Genomic DNA, 23,561 nt, shown 5'->3' with positions numbered 1-23,561 from the left:
CGTAAGACAGATGGATTTTTCTCTCGGCCATTTCCCGGTCGATCTGGTGCTTCTGGCTCTGGTTGCAGCATTTCTGGTGCTGCGGTTGCGTAGCGTGCTGGGCAAGCGCGTGGGTATTCAGCCGGTACAGGTCAAGCTTCAGGTTCGGCCGGATGCAGCGCCTAGAGTTGTGGAAGGCAAGCCAGAGCAGGCTGAAACCGCGGCGGAATTTGATATTCCTGCTCCGGGCACGCGCGTGGGCACATTGCTGGCAGATATCCGGCAAAAAGATCCTTCCTTCACACCCCAGCAGTTTTTGAACGGTGCACAAATTGCATTCGCGCAGGTTGTGGGGGCCTATGCGCAAGGCAATGTGGATGTGCTGAAAACGTATCTGACCCCCGCAGTGCTTTCTGCGTTTGAGGCCGGTATTACAGCCCGCACCAATGCGGAAGAAACACAGCGCACAGATGTAAAAGCCATTCGGTCTCTGGCCATTGAGGATGTGCGCATTGCCCCAATGGAAGCCGGCACGGCAGCAGCCATTGATGTGCGCATTGTTTCTGACCAGATCAGCCTTGTGCTGAACAAGGAAGGTCAGCCGGTAACAGGCACGGATGCCGTTACCGAGTTTTCTGATCTGTGGACTTTTGAGCGCCTGCTGGATGTGAACGGCAGCACATGGCGCCTTGCGGCGGCGCGTAGTGCGTGAAAGCTGCCAAAGGTAACGGGGCATCCCGCGCCAGCACCACATCCACCAAACCACCTCGCGCCCGCCGTTATAAAATTGGGCAGCAGGAAATTGTGATGGGTGACTGCCTGCGTGCGCTCAAGCGCGTGCCGGCGGAATCTGTGGATGTGGTTGTTACGTCCCCCCCTTATAATATCGGCCTGTCCTACCGCAGTTATCCAGACAGGCGGGAGGAAGAGGATTATCTGGACTGGATGCTGGAGGATGCGCAGCAGTTGCAGCGCATCCTCAAGGATGATGGTTCATTCTTCCTGAATATTTCCGGCTCATCCGCACAGCCGTGGCTGCCGTTTGAACTGGCGGTGCGGCTGCGTGATCTGTTTGTGCTGCAAAACCATATTTCGTGGGTGAAATCCATTTCCGTGGGGGAAGATAGCTTCGGGCACTTCAAACCCATGAACAGCCAGCGGTTTTTGCACCGCGGGCACGAGCATGTTTTCCACTTCACGCTGCATGGAGATGTGCGGCTTGATCGGCTGCGCGCCGGGGTGCCGTATAAGGATAAATCCAACATTGCCCGCCGTGGCCATAGGCAGGATAGGCGCTGCCGGGGTGATACGTGGTTTATTCCGTATGAAACCGTGCGGGGCCGTGCAGAAAAGTTTGATCATCCCGGCACATTTCCCGTAGCGCTGCCTGAACAGTGCATTCTGCTGCATGGGCGTGAAGGTGCGCGCGTGCTTGACCCATTTATGGGCACGGGCACCACGCTGCTGGCTGCCCAAAGGCTTGGCTGTTACGGGCTGGGGATGGAGCTGGACCCCGAATACGTGGCTATTGCTCGCGCACGTTTGAAAGATGATCTGGCGTCCTGAACGCCTGATCATCGAAAATTTCAATTATTAAAATAAAAACAATCGTTTGGACATATTGATATGTATCAAACACAATGCAGGTAACAGCGCATAAAAGCTATTCAATCAAGGCGTAGAAATCAGGAGACCGGGTTTTGAAACGATTAATCGTGTCAGCAGTGGGTGCAGCTCTGCTGGCTTATGGTGGAACAGTCGCTTACCTGCAGCATTTTGACCATATTACAGCACCAGAATTACCAGCATCTTCCCCCACGCTGAAAGATCCTGTGGCACTGGCAGCCTTTAATGCCCTGCGTGAGGCACGGTGTGATTACTGCCATGCCGAACAGCGTGATCTGCCGTTTTACTTCCGCGTGCCGGTTGCCAAAGCGCTTATGGAAAAAGATCGCGCCAACGGGCTGCGTCATTTCCGTGTAGAGCCGGTGCTGGATGCGTTTGAACAGGGCACAGCCCCTACGGAAGAGCAGCTTTCCCGCATTGAGGAAGTGATTACGCAAAACCGTATGCCGCCAAACCTGTATCTGATGATGCACTGGCACGCCCATCTGTCTAATGCAGAACGCGAAGCCGTGTTGAAATGGGTGCAGGATACGCGCCGCAAAAACTACAACAACACCGGTGCGGCAGAGCAGTTTGCAGCAGAGCCTATTCGCCCTGTGCCAGAAAGTGTGGAAGCAGACCCGGCCAAATGGACACTGGGGCGCAAGCTCTTCTTTGATAAGAGCCTGTCGGGCGATAACACGCTCAACTGCGCAAGCTGCCATGGGCTGGATACCGGCGGGGTGGATAATCTGGTTACAGCCACCGGTATTGGTGGGCAGAAAGGCCCCATCAACACGCCTACAGTGTATGATGCCTACTTCAAGATGGCACAGTTCTGGAACGCCCGTGCCACTACGCTGGCAGAGCAGGCTGCTGGCCCTGTGATGAACCCGGTGGAAATGGGCTCTCATAACTGGGAGGAAGTGGCCAACAAGCTGAATGCCAACCCGGAATACGCACCGCTGTTTCAGGCTGCATTTGGCCCAGATGCCAAGGTTGATGAAAAAACCATCACCACGGCTATTGGCGAGTTTGAAAAAACGCTGGTCACGCCCAATGGCGCTTTTGATGAATACCTCAAAGGCAAGCCGGATGCCATTAGTGAGCAGGCCAAACGCGGGTATGAACGCTTTAAGGCCATTGGCTGCTCTGGTTGCCATACCGGCATTGGCGTGGGTGGACGCGGCATGGAAATCATGGGTCTTGAAGGTGATTACTTCAAGGATCGTGGTGGCAAGCTGACGGATGCTGATCAAGGCCGTTACGCCGTAACGCATGAACCGAGTGACATGAACCGCTTTGTGGTGCCTAACCTGCGTAATATTGAGCTAACAGGCCCATACTTCCATGATGGCAGCGTAAAAACGCTGGATGAGGCTGTGCGCAAAATGGCCCGTTACCAAACCCCGGATCAGAACATCTCTGATCAGGATGTGGCGGACATTGTGGCCTTCCTGAAAACGCTGACAGGGCGTTACGATGGCAAGCTGCTGACCAACAGCAATCCGGCAGCCAAATAGTAAATCTGATGTAAGAAAAGCAGCCTTCCAAACGGGGGCTGCTTTTTTCTTTTCTTGAAAGATGGCCCGCAGGCAGGTGATAACCAAGCCTGACGGGCCATTTCTGGTTTTAGGGCATGAAACGTAGAGGGTGATGTGAACAGGCGTCGGCGGCATTTGCAGGAGGGGGAAAAGGCGCTATGGGCGCTGGTTGTGCGGGATGTTGCCCCCCTGCATGTGGCCGAACTTGTGCCACCCGCTGCGCAGAATGAGCCAGAGCCACAGGCTATTCCACGTGCGCAGGCCAAGGCTGGCAAAAAGTCTCAGGCCAGTGGGCTTATGGCGTCTTCATCTGGTGGTGAAAGCGGTGTGGCTGCGGCTAATTACGGCTTTACAGCCCCGCGCACCCCTGCTGCGGGGCTGCGCGTGCAACAAGCCCCGCGCCCGGTAGAAACCATAGGCAAACGCCAACCCGGTGTGGATGATTACAGTTGGCGACGTTTTACCCAAGGCACCTTTAAGGTAGAGCGGCGGTTGGATCTGCACGGCATGGTGGCGCAGGAAGCCTTCCATCGGTTGATGGAGTTTATGGACGTGGCCACCCATAGGGGCCTGCGCTGTGTGGAAATTATTACTGGCCTGGGCACGGGGCAGGAAGGCGGTATTTTACGCCGCGAATTGCCCCATTGGCTGGAAAGGCCAGAAATCCGCCGCCGTATTCTGGGGCTTACGTACCCTCATGCAGGTAACAGAGGGTCTGTTCGCGTATTACTGCGCAGGCGGCGTTGAAAGCAGGGCCGGAGGTGTGGCATCCCGCCAGCGGGGCAGGCTTTGGGCAAACCAGCGGCGCAGTGCCATTAGCACATGCGGTTCGGGCATAAGCGTTTCATAAAACGGAGTGCCTGCCGTGCCTGCCAGAATGGTTTGGTTTTCTGCCGCAGCAGCCTGTTGAATGGCCGGACGGTTTGCGCATATTTCAGCCGCATGGCGCCAGCGGGCAATGCTATCGGGTTGGGTAAGGGCAGGCAGCACAAGCCCGGCGCGTAAGCTACACGCTGCGGCAATGGCGCCCCAAGCTGGTAGCAGAAACGCAGGTTGAGAATATTTGTGTTCCTGTTGCAGCACAGCCAACAGATCGGGCGGCAGATTGGGCTGATGAATCTGCATATCTGGCCGGGCATTATTAACAAACAGGGGTGCAAAACCCGCAGCCTGTAATGTGGCAATACGGCTTGGGTAGCTGGCATCCAACGGCAGTTGGATCACATCGGTCTGGCCTGCTTGCAAAGTGGCCATTGCGGCCTCTGGCATGGCATGTCCGGCCACCGGCTGCGGGCGCAGGCCCAGCATATCTAATGCCAGAACGGTGGTGAGCTCCGGCCCTGTCAGTTTGGAAACGGCCACACGTGTAAGCTGCCCGGTTAAACGTGCACGGAAAGATTGATGCAGGCTTACGCGGCCAACCGCAACGCTGGGCTGTGCCACCAAAAACACAGGGGCCCAGCGCCGGTAATCAAAATGAATACGCGGCCCACCCAGCATGGCAGAAAGAATAGCCGTGCCGGGTATCATCAACCCAACAGGGCCGGGGGCTGATTGTTGCTGGGTATCAAACAGATTGGCCCCGGTTATGCCATCCCACCCGGTTGTGGGGGTAAGCTGCAAAGGAGGGCTAAGGTGCAGTTCTTCTTCCAGCGCGGGCGCCAGCAGGCTGGCCCAGCGCCCACATTCGGAAGAAGACGTGCCACCAATAATAAGTGCAGATCCACCATCGGCACTGCTGGGGAGAGGATCCTCAGCGCGTGCCGTGCGTGCGCCCGCTACAACAGCAGCGGCACCCAGCAGAGTGCTTAGGAACACACGACGCGAAAGCTGCCGTTCAGGCATCACAAAAAGCCGGGGCTGATCAGCGTGGGGCAAGCGCGGGAGATCCTCTTTCTGTTTCTGCCCCATATTAAGCGCATATGAGGGCAGAATCACGACAGTTTTATTACGGCCATTTTACTTCTGGCGGCATGCTCATCAGAATGGCTTCAGTATGGCCACCGGTTTTTAGACCAAACAGTGTGCCTCTGTCGTGTAGCAGATTGAATTCCACATATCGGCCACGGCGGATAAGCTGGGCTTCGCGCTGTTCTGGTGTCCAGGGTTCCATCATGCGGCCGCGGATGATTTCAGGGAACGCGTTCAGAAAAGCCAGGCCGACATCCTTGGTAAAGGCAAAGTCTTCCTGCACATTGCCACTGTTCAGCCGATCATAAAAAATACCGCCCAGGCCGCGGGGTTCGTTACGGTGGGGCAGGTAGAAATACTTGTCACACCATGCCTTGAAGCGCGGATAATATTCCGGGTCATGCGCATTACAGGCCTGCGCAAAGGCGGCATGAAAGCGCGCGGCATCATCCTGCGCTTCTGCACTTTCGGGGAACATGGGGGTAATATCCCCACCGCCACCAAACCAGCCTTTGGTGGTAATAATCATGCGGGTGTTAAAATGCGCGGCAGGCACAAGCGGGCTGCACATATGCGCCACCAAGCTAATACCCGTGGCAAAAAAATGCGGATCTTCTGCTGCACCGGGAATGGTGGCGGCAAATTCCGGTGTAAAAGTGCCCTGCACGGTGGAAACGTTTACGCCCACTTTTTCAAAAACACGGCCATGCATTACGCTCATCACACCGCCGCCGCCGGGGCTGCCATCTTTGTTCAGGCGGTTCCAGCTTTTGCGCTCAAAACGGCCTGCGGCTTCGTGGCCGGGCAGAACAGGGCTGTTCTGTTTTACAGCGTCATCCTCAATGGCTTCAAAAGCAGCGCAAATTTTGTCACGCAGGCTTTCAAACCATTGGCGGGCTGGTTCCCTAAGGGCTTGGTGGGCAGAAACATCAGCGGTGTCGGTGGGCGTCATTGAACTGTCTTTTCCTCATCGTCCTTGCCTGAAGCTGCCATCTGCTTACAGGCATTCAAGGGGTGCGCTTTTAGGCGCATCATTGCAAGATGAACCCGAACATCGTTAAACCAACAGCAGCTCTGCGCAGGGCAGGAGCATGCACCCTATAAAGTGGCGTAAGGGGAGAAAAGGGCAAGATGGCAGCAACACCGGCCCGCCATACGGAGCAGGCAGAAAAGGAAGCACATTCCTTTCTACAGCAGGCGGGTGCGTATGCACGGCATTATGGCCGCCTGCCTTTGCCCGCAGACCTGAACTGGTGGTGGACTATTGGCGCCATGTTGGTGGCTGTTCTGGTGCTCATGCTGTTATCGGGGTTAACGCTTACATTGGCTTACACCCCCGATGCCTCGCTTGCGTTCGGGTCAGTCGAGGCTATTGAGCGGCGTATGCCCTCTGGCTGGCTGCTGCGTGCCATGCATATGACAGGGGCCTCGTTTTTTATGGCGGCCCTGTATGTGCATTTGTTGCGCGGGTTGTATTACCGCACCTATCTGCCTCCACGGCGCGGCGTATGGTTAAGCGGTTGTGGCTTGCTGGTGTTGGTGATGGTTACAGCCTTTGCAGGCTATGTGCTGCCTTGGGGGCAAATGTCTTACTGGGGCGCAGATGTGGCTGCCAAGGCTGTAGGGGCAGTGCCATTTGTGGGGCAGGGGCTGGAACAGGTTTTTCTGGGTGGTGAAAGCCCGGGCACACCCACGCTGCACCGTATGCTCACCCTGCATTTTCTGCTGGCGTTTGTGATTATCGGGCTGGTGTTGGTGCATGTTGCTGTTGTGCATGCAAAAGGCAGTTCCAGCCCTTCTGTACAACCCGAAACACGCCGCAAATATCTGCCCTTTTACCCGTATTTTACCACGCGGGATATTCTGGCCGTATTGATTATGGCCTTGGGTTTTGTAGCCGTAATGTGCTTCTGGCCGGGGCTGATAACAGAGCCAGCCAATTATCGCCCAGCCAATCCGTTGCACACACCAGCTGATATTGAACCCGAATGGTATTTTCTGCCGTTTTACGGAATGTTGCAGGTTGTGCCTTCCAAATTCTGGGGACTGCTTGTTTCTGGCGGTGCGGTGGCCGTATTGTTTGCTGTGCCGTGGCTGGATAAAGGCAGGCGCACAGCAAATGGTGGCTTGGCGCGGCTGGCAGATGCCGGGGCGCTGTTGGCCTGCGTAGGGGCTGCTGTTACTGCCGCAGCGGCTGGTGTGCATCATGCTCAGGGTGGGTGGCTTGTGGCTGGGCAGGCTGCCTGTTTGATTTATTACCTGTATTTTCTGGTTTTTCTGCCCTTGCGCACCCGTTTTGAGGGGATGGGGGCATGACCGTGCAGAAAACTCGCCCCACACTTTGGCGATACGCCGGAGGAATGCTGCTTTTGGGTGCTATGGTGCTGGGGCCAAATATTGCACAGCCCACACAAGCACAGCCTGTTAAAGCGCCAGAGCAGAACTGGTCTTTCAAAGGGCCGTTGGGGCATTTTGATCTGCCATCTGTGCAGCGTGGATATGCTGTGTTTGCGGGAATATGTGCCTCCTGCCACAGCTTGTCGGAAGTGCGTTTTTCAGATCTCACAGATATGGGCTTAACGCTGGAAGAAGTGGGAGCTGTTGCCGCCACATGGCAGGTAGCAGATGGGCTGGATGCTGAAGGGCGGCTGAAGCACCGCAACGCCCGGCCAGATGATGCACTTTCTTCTTCCTATTCCGGGCCGGAGGCTGCGCGTGCGGCCAATGGGGGTGTGGTACCGCCCGACCTTTCGCGCATTGTGCAGGTTTACCCCGGCGGAGCAGACAGGCTTTTTGCGCTGCTCACCGGTTATAAGCCCGATGCAGCGCGCGTGCCGGGTAAAGGGTTTGCCAATTCCTTTGCTATTGGCCATTACACCGCCATGCCGCCGCCCTTGCGCGAGGGCGCTGTAAAATATGCAGATAACACCCCCGCAACCGTTACGCAGGAAGCGCGGGATGTTACCACTTTTCTTGCGTGGGTTTCTGCACCGCATCAGGATACCCGCCGCCGTGTTGGCATAGGTGCAGGTTTGTATCTGTGCTTTCTTGCCGTGTTGTTTGTGATTTTAAACCGGAGACTCTGGTCGCATGTCAGAAAATGAAACTGTGGAACCCGTTATTGGCCTGATAGGCGGGTCTGGTCTGTATGATATTGACGGGTTGGAAGAAAAGGAATGGCGCACGGTAGAAACGCCTTGGGGCCTGCCTTCTGACCAGCTTCTTTTCGGGCGGCTGGATGGCGTGCGCTGCGTGTTTCTGCCGCGCCATGGCCGTGGGCACCCCATTCCGCCTTCACGCCTGAACTATCGGGCCAATATTGCCGCCATGAAGATTTCTGGCGTAACAGACATTGTCTCGCTTTCAGCCGTGGGGTCTTTGAAAGAAGAACTGCCGCCGGGGCATTTTGTGGTGATCGATCAATTTATTGACCGCACCATTGCACGCACAAAAAGCTTTTTTGATACAGGCTGTGTGGCGCATATTTCCATGGCAGACCCGCTGTGCAACCGCGTGGGCGATGTGCTGAAGGCACAGGCAGACAAGCTGGGTATTACCGCTGTGCGCGGCGGCACCTATCTGGTTATGGAAGGCCCGCAGTTTTCAACCCGTGCAGAAAGCGAGCTGTACCGGAGCTGGGGTTGCTCCGTTATTGGTATGACCAACATGCCGGAAGCCAGCTTGGCGCGTGAAGCTGAAATCTGTTACGCCACAGTGGCTATGGTGACAGATTATGACTGCTGGCACACGGAGCATGACAACGTAACCGTAGATAGCGTTGTAAAAACCATGCAGGCGAACTCAGCCAATGCCAAGGCGCTGATTAAGGCTGTTATTCCTGCTTTGGGTGGCAAGCGCCATAGCTGTAGCGCAGGCTGCGACCATGCGTTGGAACACGCTATTATGACGGCACCTTCTGTGCGTGACCCGGAACTGGTAGCAAAGCTGAAAAGCATTGCTGGCCGCGTTCTGTAAAAATGTAAAAACAAGGTATGGGGCATTGGTTTTGAGTGCTTCATACCTTGGGTTTTTAGGCTGTTAGCAAAACCGACCTTAAAAACAAAAAGAAATACAATACATGATAAAACCAGCCTGCACGTCTGCCTCTTTGCTTATCATGTGCCTGCTTGTGGGTGGTGTGCATGCAGCGCAGACGCATCGAGTTGTAAAATCTTGCAAACCGGCTGATTTATCTGTGCATTTTGAGAGCGGGCAGGGTGCTTTTGACGGCATGTCCCATAGCGGGGCGTGGGTTGTTCTTTCTAACCGCAGCGCCACGCGCTGTGCTGTGCCTGCATTGCCGGTTGTGCAGCTTGAAGATGCACAGGATCATGTTCTGGCAATAGGCAAGTCAGCGCCACTTTCCCCCAACCAGCAGCTGGGCCAGAAAATACTCAAGCCCCATGCACTGTGGCGGGCCAGCATGTATTGGGTTTCTGGCAATGTGTATGATGGGGGGCAATGTGTTTCCCCCAATCGTGCTGTATTGACGTTCCCTTTGGGTGATGTGCGCGTTAATTTTCCTGCACGCACTTTATGCGGGCCAGCCCAAACTCCGCTTACGTTTGAGCAAGGGCCATTACAGCTGGCACCACGTTAACAACACAAGCGTGTTAAAAACCAAATGCTGCGCGTATTGCAGTGGCATCAAAGGTGTACTGTTTTTTATTACAGCCTGTTCACCTTTTCCGTTTTCTCCTTTAGGACGCTTTCAAACCTTTAACCGGAGAGCCGGATAGTTATGCCGCATGTTTTCCTTCCTGTGCTGGCGTTTGCTGCTGCATGGGGTGTTCTTGTTTTACGGCGTGTCGTCAGTTAAGCCCTGAGAGTGGCACGTGAGGGTTGTACTTTGTGTCTGCGTGTGCTGACTGTTTTCCCATTTTTTGGGGAGACAGACAGATGCGGCGCTATAGTTTACGCGATGACCAGTGGGAGCGGATAAAGGATCTTCTTCCTGGTCGAGAAGGCTATGTCGGCGGCACTGCGGTGAATAACCGTCTGTTCGTGGAGGCGGTGCTGTATCGCTATCGCGCGGGTATTCCATGGCGCGACCTTCCTGCCCGTTTCGGTGACTGGAAAAACGTGCACCGGCGTCTGCGCCGCTGGTGTGAAAGCGGCGTCATCGAACGGATATTTCGTTATCTGGCCGCTGATTACGACAACGAATACATGATGATCGACAGCACAATTGTCCGAGCGCATCAGCATAGTGCCGGAGCTCTCAAAAAAGGGGCACGGATCAGGCCATCGGACGATCACGAGGCGGGCTAACTACAAAGATCCATGCCATCTGCGACGCTCTGGGCAATCCAGTGGAACTCGGCATCACACCGGGACAGGATGCCGATATCACCCAGGCAGAACCACTTCTGGAAAACATCGAACCGGATGCTTTCCTTGCTGACAAGGCGTATGACGCGGACAGGTTGATCGATCGGCTGATACAGCGCGGGATTACCCCGGTCATCCCGCCAAAACGCAACAGAACGACACGACGGAAAACCGATTTTTCTCTCTATCGCGAACGGAACCTTGTTGAGAGGTTCTTCAATAAACTCAAGCAGTTTCGCGCTATCGCAACCCGCTACGATAAACTGAAATCGACCTTCCTCGCAGCCGTGCAGTTCGCCTCAATCATCATCCTGCTTAACTGACGACACGCCGTAGGAAAACTTTCGGAATCTCTTCATGTTTTTTTGAAATCGGGATTCCTTTGTTTTCTGCTGCATGGCAATTAAATGCCGGAACGCAAAAGACATAAGCGCACACCCAATAACAAACCCTATAAGGGTGAACATAACCAAGGCAGAAGTGCTGTAAACAGCCCATGATCTGGTATCGGGCAGGGCATCCCATACCGGTTTTAGCCAGCTTACACTGTGCGGATCATGCACCGGTATATTTGCGCGCAGCATGGCATCTTTAATAATTACCATTAAGGTTATGGGTAATGAAAGTGCCATTAAAAATGCACCAGATGCCCATATTAGAATGTATCTTCGTTCCTCTGTGCACATTTCTTGTTTTCCCCTTACATGTTCTTCAGATCATGCAATTGTGCATAAGTAACGCCGCAACTCTGCTTGAAGTTGCGTACTCTGCAGGGGAAGGAAGTTTCGGGCTTCTGTTACAAAGGCGTATTTTCTGAGTATCTACTGGAAAATACTTAAAAAGTTTCTGTTTACGGTGCGATTAATCTGAAAAACTAAAATAAATTACGGCGGATGGCCTGCATGTAGCAGACCCTTCCGCCGTGTTTTTTAGAGATGCGTGAACAGGCTTTTTTCTGGCAAACGCGACTTGGGCAGTTTAGCGTTGAAATCTGCATCGGAATGATAGCCGAGTGAGACAATAACAGCCGGAGCAAGCCCTTTTTCTTTCAAGCCCAGTTCCTTATCCAGAATGGCAGCATCAAAACCTTCCATGGGTGTTGCATCCACTCCAAGAAGTGCGGCTGAAAGCAGCAGAAAACCTTGTGCAATATATGTCTGCTTTTGTGCCCAGGTTGCCACATCGCCCATTTGCTCATGCAGCCCCACAAAACCATTCCGCCCTTTGGTAATGGATATTTTGGTGGCTTCATCTGCAAAGCGGCCGTCTTTCTGTTCCTGTTCAGTAATATCTTGCAGATATGCAGGTGGCAGGCTGGTGCGTGAACTCAGCACGATAACATGCGAGGCATCCATAACGCGCGGCGCATTAAAGGCAAACGGGCCGCTTGTGGCCTTGGCAATGCGGGCTTTGCCTTCATCATTGTCAGCAACAAAAAAGTGCCACGGCTGAGAGTTTACGGAAGATGGGCTGTAGCGCAGGGCTTCTTGTAACTGGGTAAAAATATCTGCCGGAATTTTACGGGTTTTATCGTAAGCTTTGGTGGTGTGCCGGTGGGTAAGAGTTTCAAGAAGCGTCACGGCTGTTCTCCTCAGCTTTATGCAATGGGGTATTTGTAAGCGTAACTTCGTGGCCTCAAAAGGTCACGCCGCTTTCGTTAATGGATGCTATGCCGAAACATATGAAGCAGAAATGGTCATGATAACATGGTGTGCGCCACACGGCATGCTGCCAGATCCCAAACAGCACATCCTACGGATTTAAAGAATATGGGATGTGTGAAATCTGGTGGCATATCCAGCGCTTCTGCCAGAGCGTGCACGTTGTTCCAGTTTACTCCTGCTTGCAGAATATCCCCGGCTTCTGTTGGGGCGCCAATCGGGTCATCCACATAAAGCTGGCTGGCGCGTACAATCTGTGGCGCAATTTCTGCCATATCGGGGCGGTAAGCGCCTACGCCAATAACAAGGCAATGCGGGTCGGCTTTGCCATCATAAATGGGCGTAGTGCTGGCTGTGGTGGTGATAACAACATTAAACGGTGTTTCTTTGGGGGCTTCCGGGCGTAGCGTCAGAAGGGATGTTGCATGTTGCTTACAAAAATGTTCCGCCCGTTCTGGGGTGCGGCCACGAATTGCAACCTCAATGCCCGGATGTAAGGCAGAGAGCGCCTCTACATGAGCAAGGGCTTGCGTGCCTGTGCCAATAATCAACACCCGATTTACAGGGCCAGAAGCAAACGTACGAATACCCAGCATGCTCATGGCTGATGTGCGACGCATTGTTACGGTGGGGCCATCCAGATTGAAAAGGAAGCGCCCATTATGTGCATCAGCGCATGTAATCATGCCCTGTATGGTGGGCAGGTGCTGCACGGCATTTTTGCCAAAAATTGTGAGTATTTTTGTGGCAATTAAATCTTCCGCCACGGTTGGCATGCACATAAGCGTGCCGTTGCCATCTTGCGTGGGAACAACAGTGCGCGGCGGGCATGTAATGGCCCCATGTGCGTAATCGCGCACCGTACGGGCCAACAGGTCTACCAATGCAGGAAATGGTAAAAGTGCCTGCGTTTCTGGCGCACCGTAATATTTCATGTAAGGCGTGTTCCATAGTTTAGTTCAGGGAGTGTGACGCTTATTGCACTCTGCTGTGCAATAAGCGTCAAGGATGGAACCGCCAATTTTCACTCGGGTATGGCACAAACACTTTAGAACATTGCTGAATAATGCTCAGTCTTGTTGTTTGTGGCGTTATTATCGCAGGAGCAGATTGGTGATGGTATCAGTCAGTTTGTTGAATGGGGGCTGAAGCAGCGTTGCGGCATTAAAGCGCCCCTGCTTGTAAATGCCACGGGCATGCGTAAGGGCCATAAAACCTTCTTTTCCGTGATAGGCTCCAATACCGCTTTCTCCCACACCGCCAAATGGCAGGGCGTCCTGCACGTAATGCAGCAATGTGCCGTTTATGGTTACGTTTCCTGAAACCGTGCGTTGCAAAAGTCTGTTTTGTTCAGCGTGTTTTTCTCCAAAGTAATACAAAGCCAAAGGTCTGGGGCGTGCGTTGATAAAAGCAATGGCTTCATCAAGATTTTTGTAGGTCAGCACAGGCAAAACGGGTCCGAAAATTTCTTCCTGCATAACCGCCATTTCAGGTTTGGCGTTAAGTATCAGAACCGGTGCAAGCACATGGTTGGCGGCGGAATCGCTTCCCATTCGGATAACCTGCGCGCCCTGTTCCTCCGCATCACGGATCAGGCCGCTAAGCCGTGTATAATGATGCTGGTTAAGAATGGCTGTATAATCGGGAGACCCCACATAACCGCCGGGATGCAGCTTTTTTACGGCTGCCTGATAGGCGGCGGCAAAAGCCTGCTGTTGGCTTTCATGCACCATTGCATAATCTGGGGCAATGCAGGTTTGCCCGGCATTGGTGAGCTTGCCAAATGCCACGCGGCCTGCCACCCGCTGCATGGAAAAACCGGGCTCGATCACGACGGGAGATTTGCCGCCCAACTCAAGGGTGACGGGGGTGAGATTGCGCGCCGCGGCTTCAGCCACTTTCTTTCCAACTGCCGTGCTGCCGGTGAACAGGATATGATCGACGCGGAAATCTTCTGTGGTTACCGTCCGTTATGCAAGAGTTTTCTGACCAATATTGACGTGTGATCGTGTGCGGTCTTCTGTAAGGCCTGTTGATGTGGCCTTTCAGAAGCCACTGGCCGGTATGGTGATCAGCGGATCAGATCCAAATCTCACAGGCGTGCTTTAAAGCACAGAGAAATCCACTGGTTTTTCCGATCCGGATCAAACGATCATGCGCCCATTCAGGTCATCGCCCTCTCACACCCCTACCGGTTCCATCCGCGGGAGCCGAGCCATCGCTCAGGCTGCCAGGGACAGGGCCGGATCCCGATAATCCTCCTGTTTTGTTGCCATGGCCCAGATGGCTCGTGCCATCCTGTTGGCCAGCGCAATGGCTACCAGCATACGGGGCTTGCGGGCCAGCATCCGTGCCAGCCAGCTTCCCGGTGCAGGGGCCTTACGGCTGGCCCAGTTCACCTGGGTCATGGCGCCCATGATGAGAAGCCTGCGGATATCAGCCTGCCCGGCTTTTGATATCTTCCCCAGCCTTTCCTTTCCGCCAGATGAGAACTGACGGGGCACCAGCCCCAGCCACGCAGCAAAGTCGCGCCCGCGCCGGAAGCTCTGCAGGTCAGGCGCAAAAGCTTCAATCGCAAGAGCGGTCAGAGGACCCACTCCAGGCATGCTCTGCAATCTGCAGGTGTTTTCACTTTCCTGGGCAAGCATCCTGATCTTCTTTGTTCTGACATCAATCCGCACACTCTGCTCCGAAATCTGTCGCAGCAGATCAAGGCATTCCTGCTTCACAGCCTCTGGCAGAACCGCCTCATCCAGCATGGTTTCAATGTGTCTGATATGCGCAATCCCCTGTGGCACGACGAGACCGAATTCATACAGAACGGCACGCAGGGCATTCACCAGTTCCGTGCGCTGGTGCACCAGACGCTGCCGGGCCCGGAAAAGAACGCCACGCGCCTGCTGCGCTTCAGTGCGTGGTTCGACAAAGCGCATTTCCGGCTGCCGGGCCGCAATGACGATCGCTTCCGCATCAGCAGCATCGTTCTTCTGGCGCTTCACGAAAGGCTTCACATACTGCGGAGCGATCAGTCTGACCTCGTGACCAGCTCCTGCCAGTTCGCGAGCCCAGTAATGCGCGCTCCCGCACGCTTCAAGAACGACCAGAGCAGGCGGCTGCGTGGCCATGAACTGCATAAACTGCTGACGACGCAGCTTTTTGCGAAACATCACCTCGCCCGCACGCGAAGCTCCATGAACCTGGAAAATGTTCTTTGCCAGATCAACGCCTATCACTGTATCCTTCATCTGCCGTCCTTTCGCGCAGTCGTTTCTTCCAACGACCATTCTGGCACATTGCGATGCCGTGCGGGGAGGACGGCAACCACCCCATCTCACAGAAGGGTTGTACATCGGGTTAGATTATGAAAAAGTCTGTTTTGCACAAAAGAAATTTTCGTAAGCTATAAGAAAACCCGATGCAGACAGAGTGTAGCGCAGGCGCGTATGAGTTTCCAGCCTCCTGTGGACGGCGTGTTGTGGCCCGTTTTGACGGGGGTCGCATGAGTTCGGATGGGGGCGTCATTCTGGTGAAGCAGGCTGATGACATTCTGGGGCTCAGCCGCCGCTTTGCTGCCTGTTTTCGCGATAAGCGGCATCCCGGCTTTGTGGAATACCGGGTTGAAGACCTTGTCCGTCAGCGGATCATGGGCCTGGCACTGGGCTATGAAGATCTCAATGATCACGATGCCCTGCGGCATGACCTGATCTTTGGTCTGGCCTCGGGTCGTCTGTCAGGAGGCCGGGCAAACTGCGCAGCATTGGCTGGCAAATCTACACTGAACCGGTTGGAGCGCAGTGGGCACAAGGCAGATCGTTACTGTCGGATCATTGCTGATCATGAGGCCCTGGCTACCCTGTTCGTCACGCTCTTCCTTGACCAGCATGAGCACGCACCCGCCCGGATCGTTCTGGATGTGGATGCCACCGATGACCGTATCCATGGCCATCAGGAAGGCCGCGCCTTTCATGGATATTACGGCCATAACTGCTATCTGCCGTTATACATCTTCTGCGGAGACCATCTCCTGAGCGCCACCCTGCGCACGGCAGACAGGGACCCGGGGAAGGAAGCACTGGCAGACATCCGCCGGATCGTGGAGCAGATCAGGAGCCGTTGGCCTCGGGTGCGTATCCTGGTGCGTGGGGACAGCGGTTTCGCCCGGGACAGTCTGATGACATGGTGCGAAGACAACCACGTTGACTTCCTGTTCGGGCTTGCAGGCAACACCCGCCTGTATGACCGGATTGCCTCTTTGTCCGCTGAGGTTCGTGACGAAGCCGCCACGACAGGCAGAGCTGCGCGCGGTTTCGCCTCCTTTGACTGGATCACAAAGGACAGCTGGACGCGCCGCAGGCGGGTCGTGGCCAAGGCCGAATGGCGCCACGGCAACCGCTATCATCGCTTCATTGTCACCACGCTACCGCAGGGAATGTCCGACCCCCGCCATCTCTACGAACAGATTTACTGCGCACGCGGGGATATGGAAAACCGCATCAAGGAATGCCAGATGGATCTGTTCTCAGACAGGACCTCGTCCCACACCATCCGGGCCAACCAGCTCCGGCTGTGGTTCTCGGCCGCAGCCTATGTCCTGCTGACCGCTCTGCAAAGACTGGCCCTTGGCCAGACCAGCCTGGAGACGGCGACCTGTGGCACCATACGCGCACGGCTGCTCAAAATCGCGACACGTGTAACGCTCAGCGTCCGTCGGATTGTCCTGTCCATGCCGGACATGTTCCCCTGTCAGCATGAATTCGCCCTCGCTCATGCACGATTGCGAAGGCTCCGGCAGGCCATCTGAAGAAACAGACAGTGCACAGACCACATAGCTTCCACCAACACTGCCTTCTCAGGCCGTGACACCCTCACTGCGTTCAGAACCCGCCGCCAGAAGCAGAATATCGTCAATATTCCAGATCGGGCTCCTGTGGGATGACTGAATTCTACAAAATGACCCGAAATTGCCTCAAGTGTGAGATGGGGTGGTTGCCGTCCTCCCCGCACGGCATCGCAATGTGCCAGAATGGTCGTTGGAAGAAACGACTGCGCGAAAGGACGGCAGATGAAGGATACAGTGATAGGCGTTGATCTGGCAAAGAACATTTTCCAGGTTCATGGAGCTTCGCGTGCGGGAGCGCGCATTACTGGGCTCGCGAACTGGCAGGAGCTGGTCACGAGGTCAGACTGATCGCTCCGCAGTATGTGAAGCCTTTCGTGAAGCGCCAGAAGAACGATGCTGCTGATGCGGAAGCGATCGTCATTGCGGCCCGGCAGCCGGAAATGCGCTTTGTCGAACCACGCACTGAAGCGCAGCAGGCGCGTGGCGTTCTTTTCCGGGCCCGGCAGCGTCTGGTGCACCAGCGCACGGAACTGGTGAATGCCCTGCGTGCCGTTCTGTATGAATTCGGTCTCGTCGTGCCACAGGGGATTGCGCATATCAGACACATTGAAACCATGCTGGATGAGGCGGTTCTGCCAGAGGCTGTGAAGCAGGAATGCCTTGATCTGCTGCGACAGATTTCGGAGCAGAGTGTGCGGATTGATGTCAGAACAAAGAAGATCAGGATGCTTGCCCAGGAAAGTGAAAACACCTGCAGATTGCAGAGCATGCCTGGAGTGGGTCCTCTGACCGCTCTTGCGATTGAAGCTTTTGCGCCTGACCTGCAGAGCTTCCGGCGCGGGCGCGACTTTGCTGCGTGGCTGGGGCTGGTGCCCCGTCAGTTCTCATCTGGCGGAAAGGAAAGGCTGGGGAAGATATCAAAAGCCGGGCAGGCTGATATCCGCAGGCTTCTCATCATGGGCGCCATGACCCAGGTGAACTGGGCCAGCCGTAAGGCCCCTGCACCGGGAAGCTGGCTGGCACGGATGCTGGCCCGCAAGCCCCGTATGCTGGTAGCCATTGCGCTGGCCAACAGGATGGCACGAGCCATCTGGGCCATGGCAACAAAACAGGAGGATTATCGGGATCCGGCCCTGTCCCTGGCAGCCTGAGCGATGGCTCGGCTCCCGCGGATGGAACCGGTAGGGGTGTGAGAGGGCGATGACCTGAATGGGCGCATGATCGTTTGATCCGGATCGGAAAAACCAGTGGATTTCTCTGTGCTTTAAAGCACGCCTGTGAGATTTGGATCTGATCCGCTGATCACCATACCGGCCAGTGGCTTCTGAAAGGCCACATCAACAGGCCTTACAGAAGACCGCACACGATCACACGTCAATATTGGTCAGAAAACTCTTGCATAACGGACGGTAACCACAGAAGAAATCCGCGTCGAAGGGTAGGGCTGAAAACGCAGCCCCAACTTCACCATCTCCCGTCACAACAGAGACCTGATCCGGCGGAAAGACAGCCTGCACGATTTCGCCAATCACTGCCGATGTAGCTGGAGTGAATTCCGATGGCTTCAGCATGGCGCGGTTGCCCGCAGCAATGGCTGTAGCCAGTGGCACAAGGGCGAGGGAAACCGGGTAGTTCCACGGTGCAATAATGCCGACAACCCCGATAGGCTGGCGCACCACCCATGCTTTCCCGCACTGGAAATAGGCCGCTATATGCCGACACTCCGGCTTCATCCAGTGCCCGACATGCCGGATCATATAATTGATCGACTGCACAAGCGGGATGAGCTCCACAATGGCGCTTTCCCGTTCTGAGCGCTGGCCAAAATCGGTTTTCAGAGCACGCACGATGTTAATGCGTCGCTTAAGGATTTCAGCTTTAAGGCGGCGTAGATCAGCCCGTCGCTGTTTCAGATCCGGTGGTCCGGCGCGTAGAAACGTGGCGCGTTGATGATCAAGAATGCGGCGCAGATCGGCAGAAGTAACATCAGGCATTGTGCGCTCCATGTTTACAGGAGAAACTTATGCAGGCAGGGTATGAGCCATAATAGTTTGGTGTCAACGAAAGTTTCTTCTGTAAACATGAGCCTCACGAATGAGTGAAACCACAAACCGCCCTTATCATCATGGTGATTTACGTCGCGCCCTGATCGACACAGCACTCGCCATGCTGGCAGCAGACCAGAACTGGGCTTTTACTTTGCGGGAAGTGGCGCGGCGCACGGGTGTTAGCCATGCAGCCCCTTACAAGCATTTCCGGGATAAGGAGGCGCTTTTGCGTGAACTGGCGCGCATCGGCTTTGTTCAGCTTGGGCAGAGCATGACGCAGGCCATGGTATCAGGCACTTTTTCCGTAAGAGAGAAGTTTCTTGCTGGAGCACAGGCTTGTATTGAGTTTGCCCTCCACAATCCCGGACTTTATCGTCTGATGTTTAGTTCCGATGCAGATAAAACAGTAGATTTCCAACTGCATGATGCAGCTATGAGTACCTTCGGGCTTCTTCTACAGCTTTTGGAAGAGGGGCAGCGGGATGGCAGTTTCCGGGCCGTTGCCATAAATGCGCAGGCGGCGGCAAGTTGGGCACAGGTGCATGGTCTGGCTATGCTGGCAATCAGCAATCAATTACTTGAGGAAAAGGTCGGGGCCGCCCCGATTTCAGCCGCGCTGGAGGTGTTGCTGGATGGTATGTGTTGTGGAGTAAGCACCCAACAGAAGGCATAGACCTTTCACGCCGTCTTTATGCCGCTGCATCGTTATATGCTGCAAATTTCCAAAAAGTTGCAGTCTTTACCGTGATGTTTTCTTTAGAAACCAGTGGGGTTGTCTTGCCTTTCCCGGAAACTTGCGTGTTGTATTGAAAGAAACTTATGGGCCGATAAGGTGTTTTATACGGTAACAGGCAAAGGAAGAGTATGGTGCAGCGCATAATTGCCGGACTGGTGCTTGTTGGTCTTCTGCCGTTGAGTGCAAATACCGTGTGCGCTCAGGATACAGCCCAGAATCAGCCAGAAAAGCCGCCCACCACCTATTACTGGCACAACTGGGCAGACCATAACGGCATAAGCCATATGACAAAGTGCCCATTCCATCATTACACCCTCAAGACAATGAACAAGCCTGCGGCCCCTCAGTGGTCAGACGTGCTTTCCAAAGGAGAGGTGCAAATTATTTCAACAGTGCAGCCCGATCATTGGAACGGCGCATGGCATACTGACCCCAAGGTGCAGTGGATTATTCCACTGAAGGGCACATGGTTTGTTCAGGCAATGGATGGCACGCGTGTTGAAATGGGACCGGGGGATATATCTTTAGGTGAAGACCAAAGAACACTTCCTGATGCGCAGGGGCATAAAGGACACTTGGGCGGGAATGTAACGTCTGGCCCGGTAACGCTGATGGTGATTCAGTTAGCAGAAGCACCTACAGTGGATGAGGCATGCCGCTTTAAATAAAACATCAGGGCGCATACGCGGGCGTATAGAACACATTCTGGATTTGCGACGTCCGCTGATGGAGGAATGGGCTGCGGAGTGTCGTGAATGATCGTCAGCACCATTCAGTATATCGTTTTTGCGGTGTTACCGCACATTAAGACTCGCCGGGCGTTATGTTTCCGGTCGGATCGCCCAGCGCAAAGATCGTCACTTGCGATGATGTCGTTTTGGTTGGCATGATAAGAGGGTGACAGCAGCCGTATCTTCAAAATAGTCTGGATGCGCCATAAGAGGCATGGATACGACATCGTCGCTCCGATGGTCAGTATAGACGAACGTCAAATAGTAAGACTGAGCCTTGGTTCAGGGTTCGCCATTAAACATCTTGTCCCATTCCAGCAGGTCGCGCCGCAGTGGCGATCCGACGCCGCCACTGCGGGTCCAGACCGCCGATACACAGGTCGCAACACGCCCGACACGCCCGATCAACCGCCCATTGAGAAACGCTTTTCCATCAAGCTCCTCGTTGAACATCGTATTGCCGTTGTAAGACTGCTCCTCCAAAGACACCGGCTTGGCGTCCGCGTGTGCGGTGCCGCCGATACAGATGGCACAAATCAGGCTCAGGAGAGCGCGCATCATCAATATCGTCCTTCCAGCAGAAGCATAGCCTCGTCGTGCCATCTTCGGACCAGGCCAAGCGACCTTGCCTTATATTTGGGAACCCCAGTTCTCAATGGTTAATGGCACAAGGCTAGGAATGGGATAAGCATTGCCGCAGGTTTGTGGCTCCCTATCCATTCGACAGGGAAGACCCGCATCTAGGTTGCATGATTGGAGCATGCAAAAGATAAGATACTGATTTTGTAAGTGTTTATGCTGATTGTTTTAAGAGGGGTAACGCTTAATAAGCGACCGCTATCTTTTTGTTTTTATTGAATATTTTTAAGAAAAATGGTGGAGGGAGTTGGATTCGAACCAACGTAGGCGTACGCCAGCGGATTTACAGTCCGCCCCCTTTAGCCACTCGGGCATCCCTCCGATTTGTTGAGCCGTGATCTAAAGGGTTGGAGAAGTGTTGTCAATGCTTTGAAGGACATTCTTTTTCTTTTTGTGGTTTTGCTCTGCTTCGGGCCATGGCAGGGCTGGACAGCCGAAGGGGATAGAGGAAAGCTGCCCCCACTTTTTGATCCACGATCCTGAACTGAAACAAGGAGAGAATACGCGTGAGCAGACATCAAACAGTCAAGCGGCACACACCGCGATCTTTGGCGGCGCTGGATGCTCCTATCGTGTCTCTTACCGCTTATACGGCCCCCATGGCCCGCTTGCTGGATGCGCATTGTGATCTGCTGCTGGTGGGGGATTCTGTGGGCATGGTGGTGTACGGCATGGAGTCTACCTTGGCCGTTACGCCGGAAATGATGATAGCGCATGGTCAGGCTGTTGTGCGGGGCAGCCAGCGGGCCTGTGTGGCGGTGGATATGCCTTTTGGCAGTTATCAGGAAAGCCCGCAGCAAGCGTTCCGGGTGGCGGCGCAGATTATGGCGCAAACCGGTGCCGGATGCGTAAAGCTGGAAGGTGGGCAGGAAATGGCCGAGACCATTCAGTTTTTGGTGCAGCGCGGTATTCCGGTTGTGGGGCATATTGGGCTGAAACCGCAGGCTGTGCATGCGCATGGTGGTTTCCGCACCGTTGGCCGTGGTGATGAAGCCGAACAGATTTTGGCGGATGCGCGTGCCGTGCAAAACGCTGGCGCGTGGGCGGTGGTGATTGAAAGCACAATGGAGCCACTTTCCCGCAAGATTAGCGAAATCTTGCATATCCCCACCATTGGCATTGGGGCTTCTCCCGCATGTGGCGGGCAGGTATTGGTAACCGAAGATATGCTGGGGTTGTTCCCGGATTTCACACCCAGGTTTGTGAGGAAATTTGCTGATCTGGGCAAGGAAGTTGAGCAGGCAGCCGCTGCATACGCGCAGGCCGTGCGCAACCGCAGCTTTCCCGGCCCGGCGGAATGTGTGGGAATGCCAGAGAAAAAATAAGTTTTCCACCTTGTTCCGGGCATCTGAGGCAGAGCCCGGAACAAGTGCGTAATTCTGCGTTACTGATAACGCGCCAGCCACCACCCGTAAGAAGGTGGCAGAACTTTTCCGGCATCTTTTACATGCAAAGTGCGTGCGGCTTCATACGGCCAGTGCGGGTTGGCAAGTAAGGGACGACCAAGCGTTACCAGATCCAGCGCACCTGTGCGGATGAGTGCATCAGCCTGTCGGCCTTCGCTAATGTACCATGAGGTTGTGACAGGCAGCGCAGCTTCCTGTTTTACGCGCTGAGCATACGGAGCCATAAACCCGGAACCCCATGGAATGTTGGCGGTGGGCGTGGAAAACCCGATGCTGACATCCAGAAAATCCAGGCCTACACCTTTCATTTTCTCAACAAGGGCAATGGATTCCGCCAGAGTTTGCTCATCCTGCCCGTCAAATTCAATCACGCCAAAGCGCGCAGAAAGAGGTAGGTTTTCGGGCCATACAGCGCGCACGGCTTCCAGCGTTTCCAGCAAAAAGCGGCCGCGGTTTTCAGCAGATCCACCATACTGATCTGTACGTTTGTTGGAGTGGGTGGACCAAAAGCTTTGCGCCAGATAACCGTGGGCAAAATGCAGCATCAGCCATTTAAACCCGGCATCTCGCGCACGTTCTGCGGCACGCACAAAATCGGCTTTTACACGGGCAATGTCATCCAATGTCATTTCCGTGGGCACGCGGGGCAGGTTGGCCCCAAATGCTATGGGAGAAGGGGCAATGGGTTGCCATCCTGCCGGGTCTGCTTCCGGAATATGGTCATCACCTTCCCACGGCACGTGTGCGCTGGCTTTGCGGCCGGCATGGGCAAGCTGGATGCCCGGCACAGCGCCTGCTTTGCTAATAGCTGCTGTAATAGGGGCAAAAGCTGCGGCTTGCTCATCATTCCATAAGCCAAGGCAGTTGGGGGTAATGCGCCCTTCGGGGGAAACGGCTGTGGCTTCTACCACAACAAGCGCTGCACCACCACGGGCCAGTGTGGGGTAATGCACGCTGTGCCAATCATTCGGCACGCCTTCTTGCGCCGTGTATTGGCACATGGGGCCAACCACAATACGGTTGCGCAAGGTAATATCTTTAAGGGTATAGGTATCAAACAGTGTCGGCATGCGTAGTCTCCGTTACGGATCAGGTCTGCACGACCATTAGTTCGACTATAATCGAACTAA

At 54.7% G+C, this 23,561-nt stretch carries 21 protein-coding genes, 1 tRNA gene and 3 pseudogenes; 14 read left to right on the top strand and 11 right to left on the bottom strand.

What is annotated here, in order from left to right; translation table 11 throughout:
* The first annotated feature begins 10 nt into the window (after nucleotides 1-10).
* From ABNV41_RS07195 to ABNV41_RS07180, 4 genes are all read left to right on the top strand, one after another.
* Nucleotides 11-691 carry a Tim44/TimA family putative adaptor protein gene (locus ABNV41_RS07195; RefSeq protein WP_050819496.1) on the top strand — a complete coding sequence of 227 codons (681 nt, stop codon included), beginning with the start codon at nucleotides 11-13 and terminating at the stop codon, nucleotides 689-691.
* Complete coding sequence (locus tag ABNV41_RS07190; RefSeq protein WP_349934513.1) at nucleotides 688-1,545, top strand: site-specific DNA-methyltransferase; 858 nt, start codon at nucleotides 688-690, stop codon at nucleotides 1,543-1,545. Before ABNV41_RS07195 ends, ABNV41_RS07190 begins: the two co-directional genes overlap by 4 nt.
* A 134-nt stretch (nucleotides 1,546-1,679) precedes the next feature.
* Nucleotides 1,680-3,107, top strand: coding sequence for a cytochrome-c peroxidase (locus ABNV41_RS07185; protein WP_050819498.1), 1,428 nt, complete (start codon nucleotides 1,680-1,682; stop codon nucleotides 3,105-3,107).
* 135 nt (nucleotides 3,108-3,242) lie between these two features.
* Nucleotides 3,243-3,875, top strand: coding sequence for a Smr/MutS family protein (locus tag ABNV41_RS07180; RefSeq protein WP_050819499.1), 633 nt, complete (start codon nucleotides 3,243-3,245; stop codon nucleotides 3,873-3,875).
* Here the strand turns inward: ABNV41_RS07180 and ABNV41_RS07175 are convergent.
* Nucleotides 3,855-5,066: a hypothetical protein gene (locus tag ABNV41_RS07175; protein WP_050819500.1), complete on the bottom strand. Its 1,212-nt coding sequence runs from the start codon at nucleotides 5,064-5,066 to the stop codon at nucleotides 3,855-3,857. The two genes, ABNV41_RS07180 and ABNV41_RS07175, sit on opposite strands and share 21 nt — an antisense overlap.
* A gap of 10 nt (nucleotides 5,067-5,076) precedes the next feature.
* Nucleotides 5,077-5,991, bottom strand: a complete 915-nt coding sequence (gene hemF / locus ABNV41_RS07170) for an oxygen-dependent coproporphyrinogen oxidase (protein WP_349934512.1) — start codon at nucleotides 5,989-5,991, stop codon at nucleotides 5,077-5,079.
* A gap of 179 nt (nucleotides 5,992-6,170) precedes the next feature.
* Here hemF and ABNV41_RS07165 point away from each other — a divergent pair, with 179 nt between their 5' ends.
* From ABNV41_RS07165 to ABNV41_RS07145, 5 genes are all read left to right on the top strand, one after another.
* The gene (locus ABNV41_RS07165) at nucleotides 6,171-7,355 is read left to right on the top strand and encodes a cytochrome b N-terminal domain-containing protein (RefSeq protein WP_050819502.1); all 1,185 of its coding nucleotides are present in this window, start codon (nucleotides 6,171-6,173) and stop codon (nucleotides 7,353-7,355) included.
* Nucleotides 7,352-8,143, top strand: a complete 792-nt coding sequence (locus ABNV41_RS07160; RefSeq protein WP_050819503.1) for a cytochrome c1 — start codon at nucleotides 7,352-7,354, stop codon at nucleotides 8,141-8,143. Before ABNV41_RS07165 ends, ABNV41_RS07160 begins: the two co-directional genes overlap by 4 nt.
* Nucleotides 8,130-9,014, top strand: a complete 885-nt coding sequence (locus ABNV41_RS07155) for an S-methyl-5'-thioadenosine phosphorylase (protein ID WP_003628301.1) — start codon at nucleotides 8,130-8,132, stop codon at nucleotides 9,012-9,014. The genes ABNV41_RS07160 and ABNV41_RS07155 overlap by 14 nt, the downstream gene beginning before the upstream one ends.
* A gap of 103 nt (nucleotides 9,015-9,117) precedes the next feature.
* A complete protein-coding gene (locus tag ABNV41_RS07150; protein ID WP_050819504.1) occupies nucleotides 9,118-9,639 on the top strand; it encodes a DUF4232 domain-containing protein in 522 nt (173 codons plus the stop codon).
* A gap of 299 nt (nucleotides 9,640-9,938) precedes the next feature.
* A protein-coding gene (locus ABNV41_RS07145; RefSeq protein WP_087651418.1) for an IS5 family transposase occupies nucleotides 9,939-10,693 on the top strand; the annotation gives its coding sequence in 2 pieces (ribosomal slippage) (nucleotides 9,939-10,278 and nucleotides 10,278-10,693; 756 coding nt in all).
* On the opposite strand, the gene ABNV41_RS07140 is transcribed toward ABNV41_RS07145, so the two are convergent.
* From ABNV41_RS07140 to ABNV41_RS07120, 5 genes and pseudogenes are all read right to left on the bottom strand, one after another.
* Nucleotides 10,670-11,056, bottom strand: a complete 387-nt coding sequence (locus ABNV41_RS07140) for a hypothetical protein (RefSeq protein ID WP_087651417.1) — start codon at nucleotides 11,054-11,056, stop codon at nucleotides 10,670-10,672. The two genes, ABNV41_RS07145 and ABNV41_RS07140, sit on opposite strands and share 24 nt — an antisense overlap.
* A 243-nt stretch (nucleotides 11,057-11,299) precedes the next feature.
* Complete coding sequence (locus ABNV41_RS07135) at nucleotides 11,300-11,950, bottom strand: oxygen-insensitive NAD(P)H-dependent nitroreductase NfsB (protein WP_050819506.1); 651 nt, start codon at nucleotides 11,948-11,950, stop codon at nucleotides 11,300-11,302.
* A gap of 116 nt (nucleotides 11,951-12,066) precedes the next feature.
* Nucleotides 12,067-12,966, bottom strand: coding sequence for a delta(1)-pyrroline-2-carboxylate reductase family protein (locus ABNV41_RS07130; RefSeq protein ID WP_050819507.1), 900 nt, complete (start codon nucleotides 12,964-12,966; stop codon nucleotides 12,067-12,069).
* Between the two features lie 159 nt (nucleotides 12,967-13,125).
* Nucleotides 13,126-13,977: pseudogene (locus tag ABNV41_RS07125) on the bottom strand (aldehyde dehydrogenase family protein); the annotation flags it as partial.
* 276 nt (nucleotides 13,978-14,253) lie between these two features.
* The gene (locus tag ABNV41_RS07120) at nucleotides 14,254-15,276 is read right to left on the bottom strand and encodes an IS110 family transposase (protein ID WP_050818395.1); all 1,023 of its coding nucleotides are present in this window, start codon (nucleotides 15,274-15,276) and stop codon (nucleotides 14,254-14,256) included.
* A 170-nt stretch (nucleotides 15,277-15,446) separates the two neighbouring features.
* On the opposite strand from ABNV41_RS07120, the gene ABNV41_RS07115 reads away from it, so the two are divergent.
* Nucleotides 15,447-16,832, top strand: a complete 1,386-nt coding sequence (locus ABNV41_RS07115) for an IS1380-like element IS1380A family transposase (RefSeq protein WP_349934511.1) — start codon at nucleotides 15,447-15,449, stop codon at nucleotides 16,830-16,832.
* A gap of 261 nt (nucleotides 16,833-17,093) precedes the next feature.
* A pseudogene (locus ABNV41_RS07110) lies at nucleotides 17,094-18,022 on the top strand (IS110 family transposase).
* A gap of 261 nt (nucleotides 18,023-18,283) precedes the next feature.
* Here the strand turns inward: ABNV41_RS07110 and ABNV41_RS07105 are convergent.
* Nucleotides 18,284-18,877: pseudogene (locus ABNV41_RS07105) on the bottom strand (aldehyde dehydrogenase family protein); the annotation flags it as partial.
* An 88-nt stretch (nucleotides 18,878-18,965) separates the two neighbouring features.
* Between ABNV41_RS07105 and ABNV41_RS07100 the strand changes: the two are divergent.
* Nucleotides 18,966-19,592 (top strand): TetR/AcrR family transcriptional regulator, encoded by a 627-nt coding sequence (locus ABNV41_RS07100; protein ID WP_050819509.1) that lies wholly within the window; start codon nucleotides 18,966-18,968, stop codon nucleotides 19,590-19,592.
* Nucleotides 19,593-19,783: 191 nt separating this feature from the next.
* Nucleotides 19,784-20,323, top strand: coding sequence for a hypothetical protein (locus tag ABNV41_RS07095; RefSeq protein ID WP_050819510.1), 540 nt, complete (start codon nucleotides 19,784-19,786; stop codon nucleotides 20,321-20,323).
* 345 nt (nucleotides 20,324-20,668) lie between these two features.
* On the opposite strand, the gene ABNV41_RS07090 is transcribed toward ABNV41_RS07095, so the two are convergent.
* Nucleotides 20,669-20,947, bottom strand: coding sequence for a hypothetical protein (locus ABNV41_RS07090; RefSeq protein WP_230844486.1), 279 nt, complete (start codon nucleotides 20,945-20,947; stop codon nucleotides 20,669-20,671).
* Between the two features lie 313 nt (nucleotides 20,948-21,260).
* A tRNA-Tyr gene (locus tag ABNV41_RS07085) sits at nucleotides 21,261-21,346 on the bottom strand.
* Nucleotides 21,347-21,531: 185 nt separating this feature from the next.
* Here ABNV41_RS07085 and panB point away from each other — a divergent pair.
* Nucleotides 21,532-22,350 carry a 3-methyl-2-oxobutanoate hydroxymethyltransferase gene (panB, locus tag ABNV41_RS07080; RefSeq protein ID WP_012812736.1) on the top strand — a complete coding sequence of 273 codons (819 nt, stop codon included), beginning with the start codon at nucleotides 21,532-21,534 and terminating at the stop codon, nucleotides 22,348-22,350.
* Nucleotides 22,351-22,409: 59 nt separating this feature from the next.
* Here the strand turns inward: panB and ABNV41_RS07075 are convergent, their stop codons facing one another.
* A complete protein-coding gene (locus tag ABNV41_RS07075) occupies nucleotides 22,410-23,501 on the bottom strand; it encodes an NADH:flavin oxidoreductase/NADH oxidase (RefSeq protein WP_050819511.1) in 1,092 nt (363 codons plus the stop codon).
* Between the last annotated feature and the right edge of the window lie 60 nt (nucleotides 23,502-23,561).

Source organism: Acetobacter sp. A11-2, from assembly GCF_040208445.1.
Lineage (GTDB): Bacteria > Pseudomonadota > Alphaproteobacteria > Acetobacterales > Acetobacteraceae > Acetobacter > Acetobacter oryzoeni.
This window is presented reverse-complemented; position numbering and strand designations above follow the sequence as displayed.

Excerpts from the sequence above, each read along its gene's own strand:
- ABNV41_RS07100 (WP_050819509.1), top strand. The coding sequence starts at position 18,966 with ATGAGTGAAACCACAAACCGCCCTTATCATCATGGTGATTTACGTCGC.
- ABNV41_RS07165 (WP_050819502.1), top strand. The coding sequence starts at position 6,171 with ATGGCAGCAACACCGGCCCGCCATACGGAGCAGGCAGAAAAGGAAGCA.
- ABNV41_RS07155 (WP_003628301.1), top strand. The coding sequence starts at position 8,130 with ATGTCAGAAAATGAAACTGTGGAACCCGTTATTGGCCTGATAGGCGGG.
- ABNV41_RS07090 (WP_230844486.1), bottom strand. The coding sequence starts at position 20,947 with ATGATGCGCGCTCTCCTGAGCCTGATTTGTGCCATCTGTATCGGCGGC.
- ABNV41_RS07115 (WP_349934511.1), top strand. The coding sequence starts at position 15,447 with ATGCAGACAGAGTGTAGCGCAGGCGCGTATGAGTTTCCAGCCTCCTGT.
- ABNV41_RS07195 (WP_050819496.1), top strand. The coding sequence starts at position 11 with ATGGATTTTTCTCTCGGCCATTTCCCGGTCGATCTGGTGCTTCTGGCT.
- ABNV41_RS07095 (WP_050819510.1), top strand. The coding sequence starts at position 19,784 with ATGGTGCAGCGCATAATTGCCGGACTGGTGCTTGTTGGTCTTCTGCCG.
- ABNV41_RS07140 (WP_087651417.1), bottom strand. The coding sequence starts at position 11,056 with ATGTGCACAGAGGAACGAAGATACATTCTAATATGGGCATCTGGTGCA.
- ABNV41_RS07120 (WP_050818395.1), bottom strand. The coding sequence starts at position 15,276 with ATGAAGGATACAGTGATAGGCGTTGATCTGGCAAAGAACATTTTCCAG.
- ABNV41_RS07150 (WP_050819504.1), top strand. The coding sequence starts at position 9,118 with ATGATAAAACCAGCCTGCACGTCTGCCTCTTTGCTTATCATGTGCCTG.
- hemF (WP_349934512.1), bottom strand. The coding sequence starts at position 5,991 with ATGACGCCCACCGACACCGCTGATGTTTCTGCCCACCAAGCCCTTAGG.
- ABNV41_RS07075 (WP_050819511.1), bottom strand. The coding sequence starts at position 23,501 with ATGCCGACACTGTTTGATACCTATACCCTTAAAGATATTACCTTGCGC.
- ABNV41_RS07130 (WP_050819507.1), bottom strand. The coding sequence starts at position 12,966 with ATGAAATATTACGGTGCGCCAGAAACGCAGGCACTTTTACCATTTCCT.
- ABNV41_RS07160 (WP_050819503.1), top strand. The coding sequence starts at position 7,352 with ATGACCGTGCAGAAAACTCGCCCCACACTTTGGCGATACGCCGGAGGA.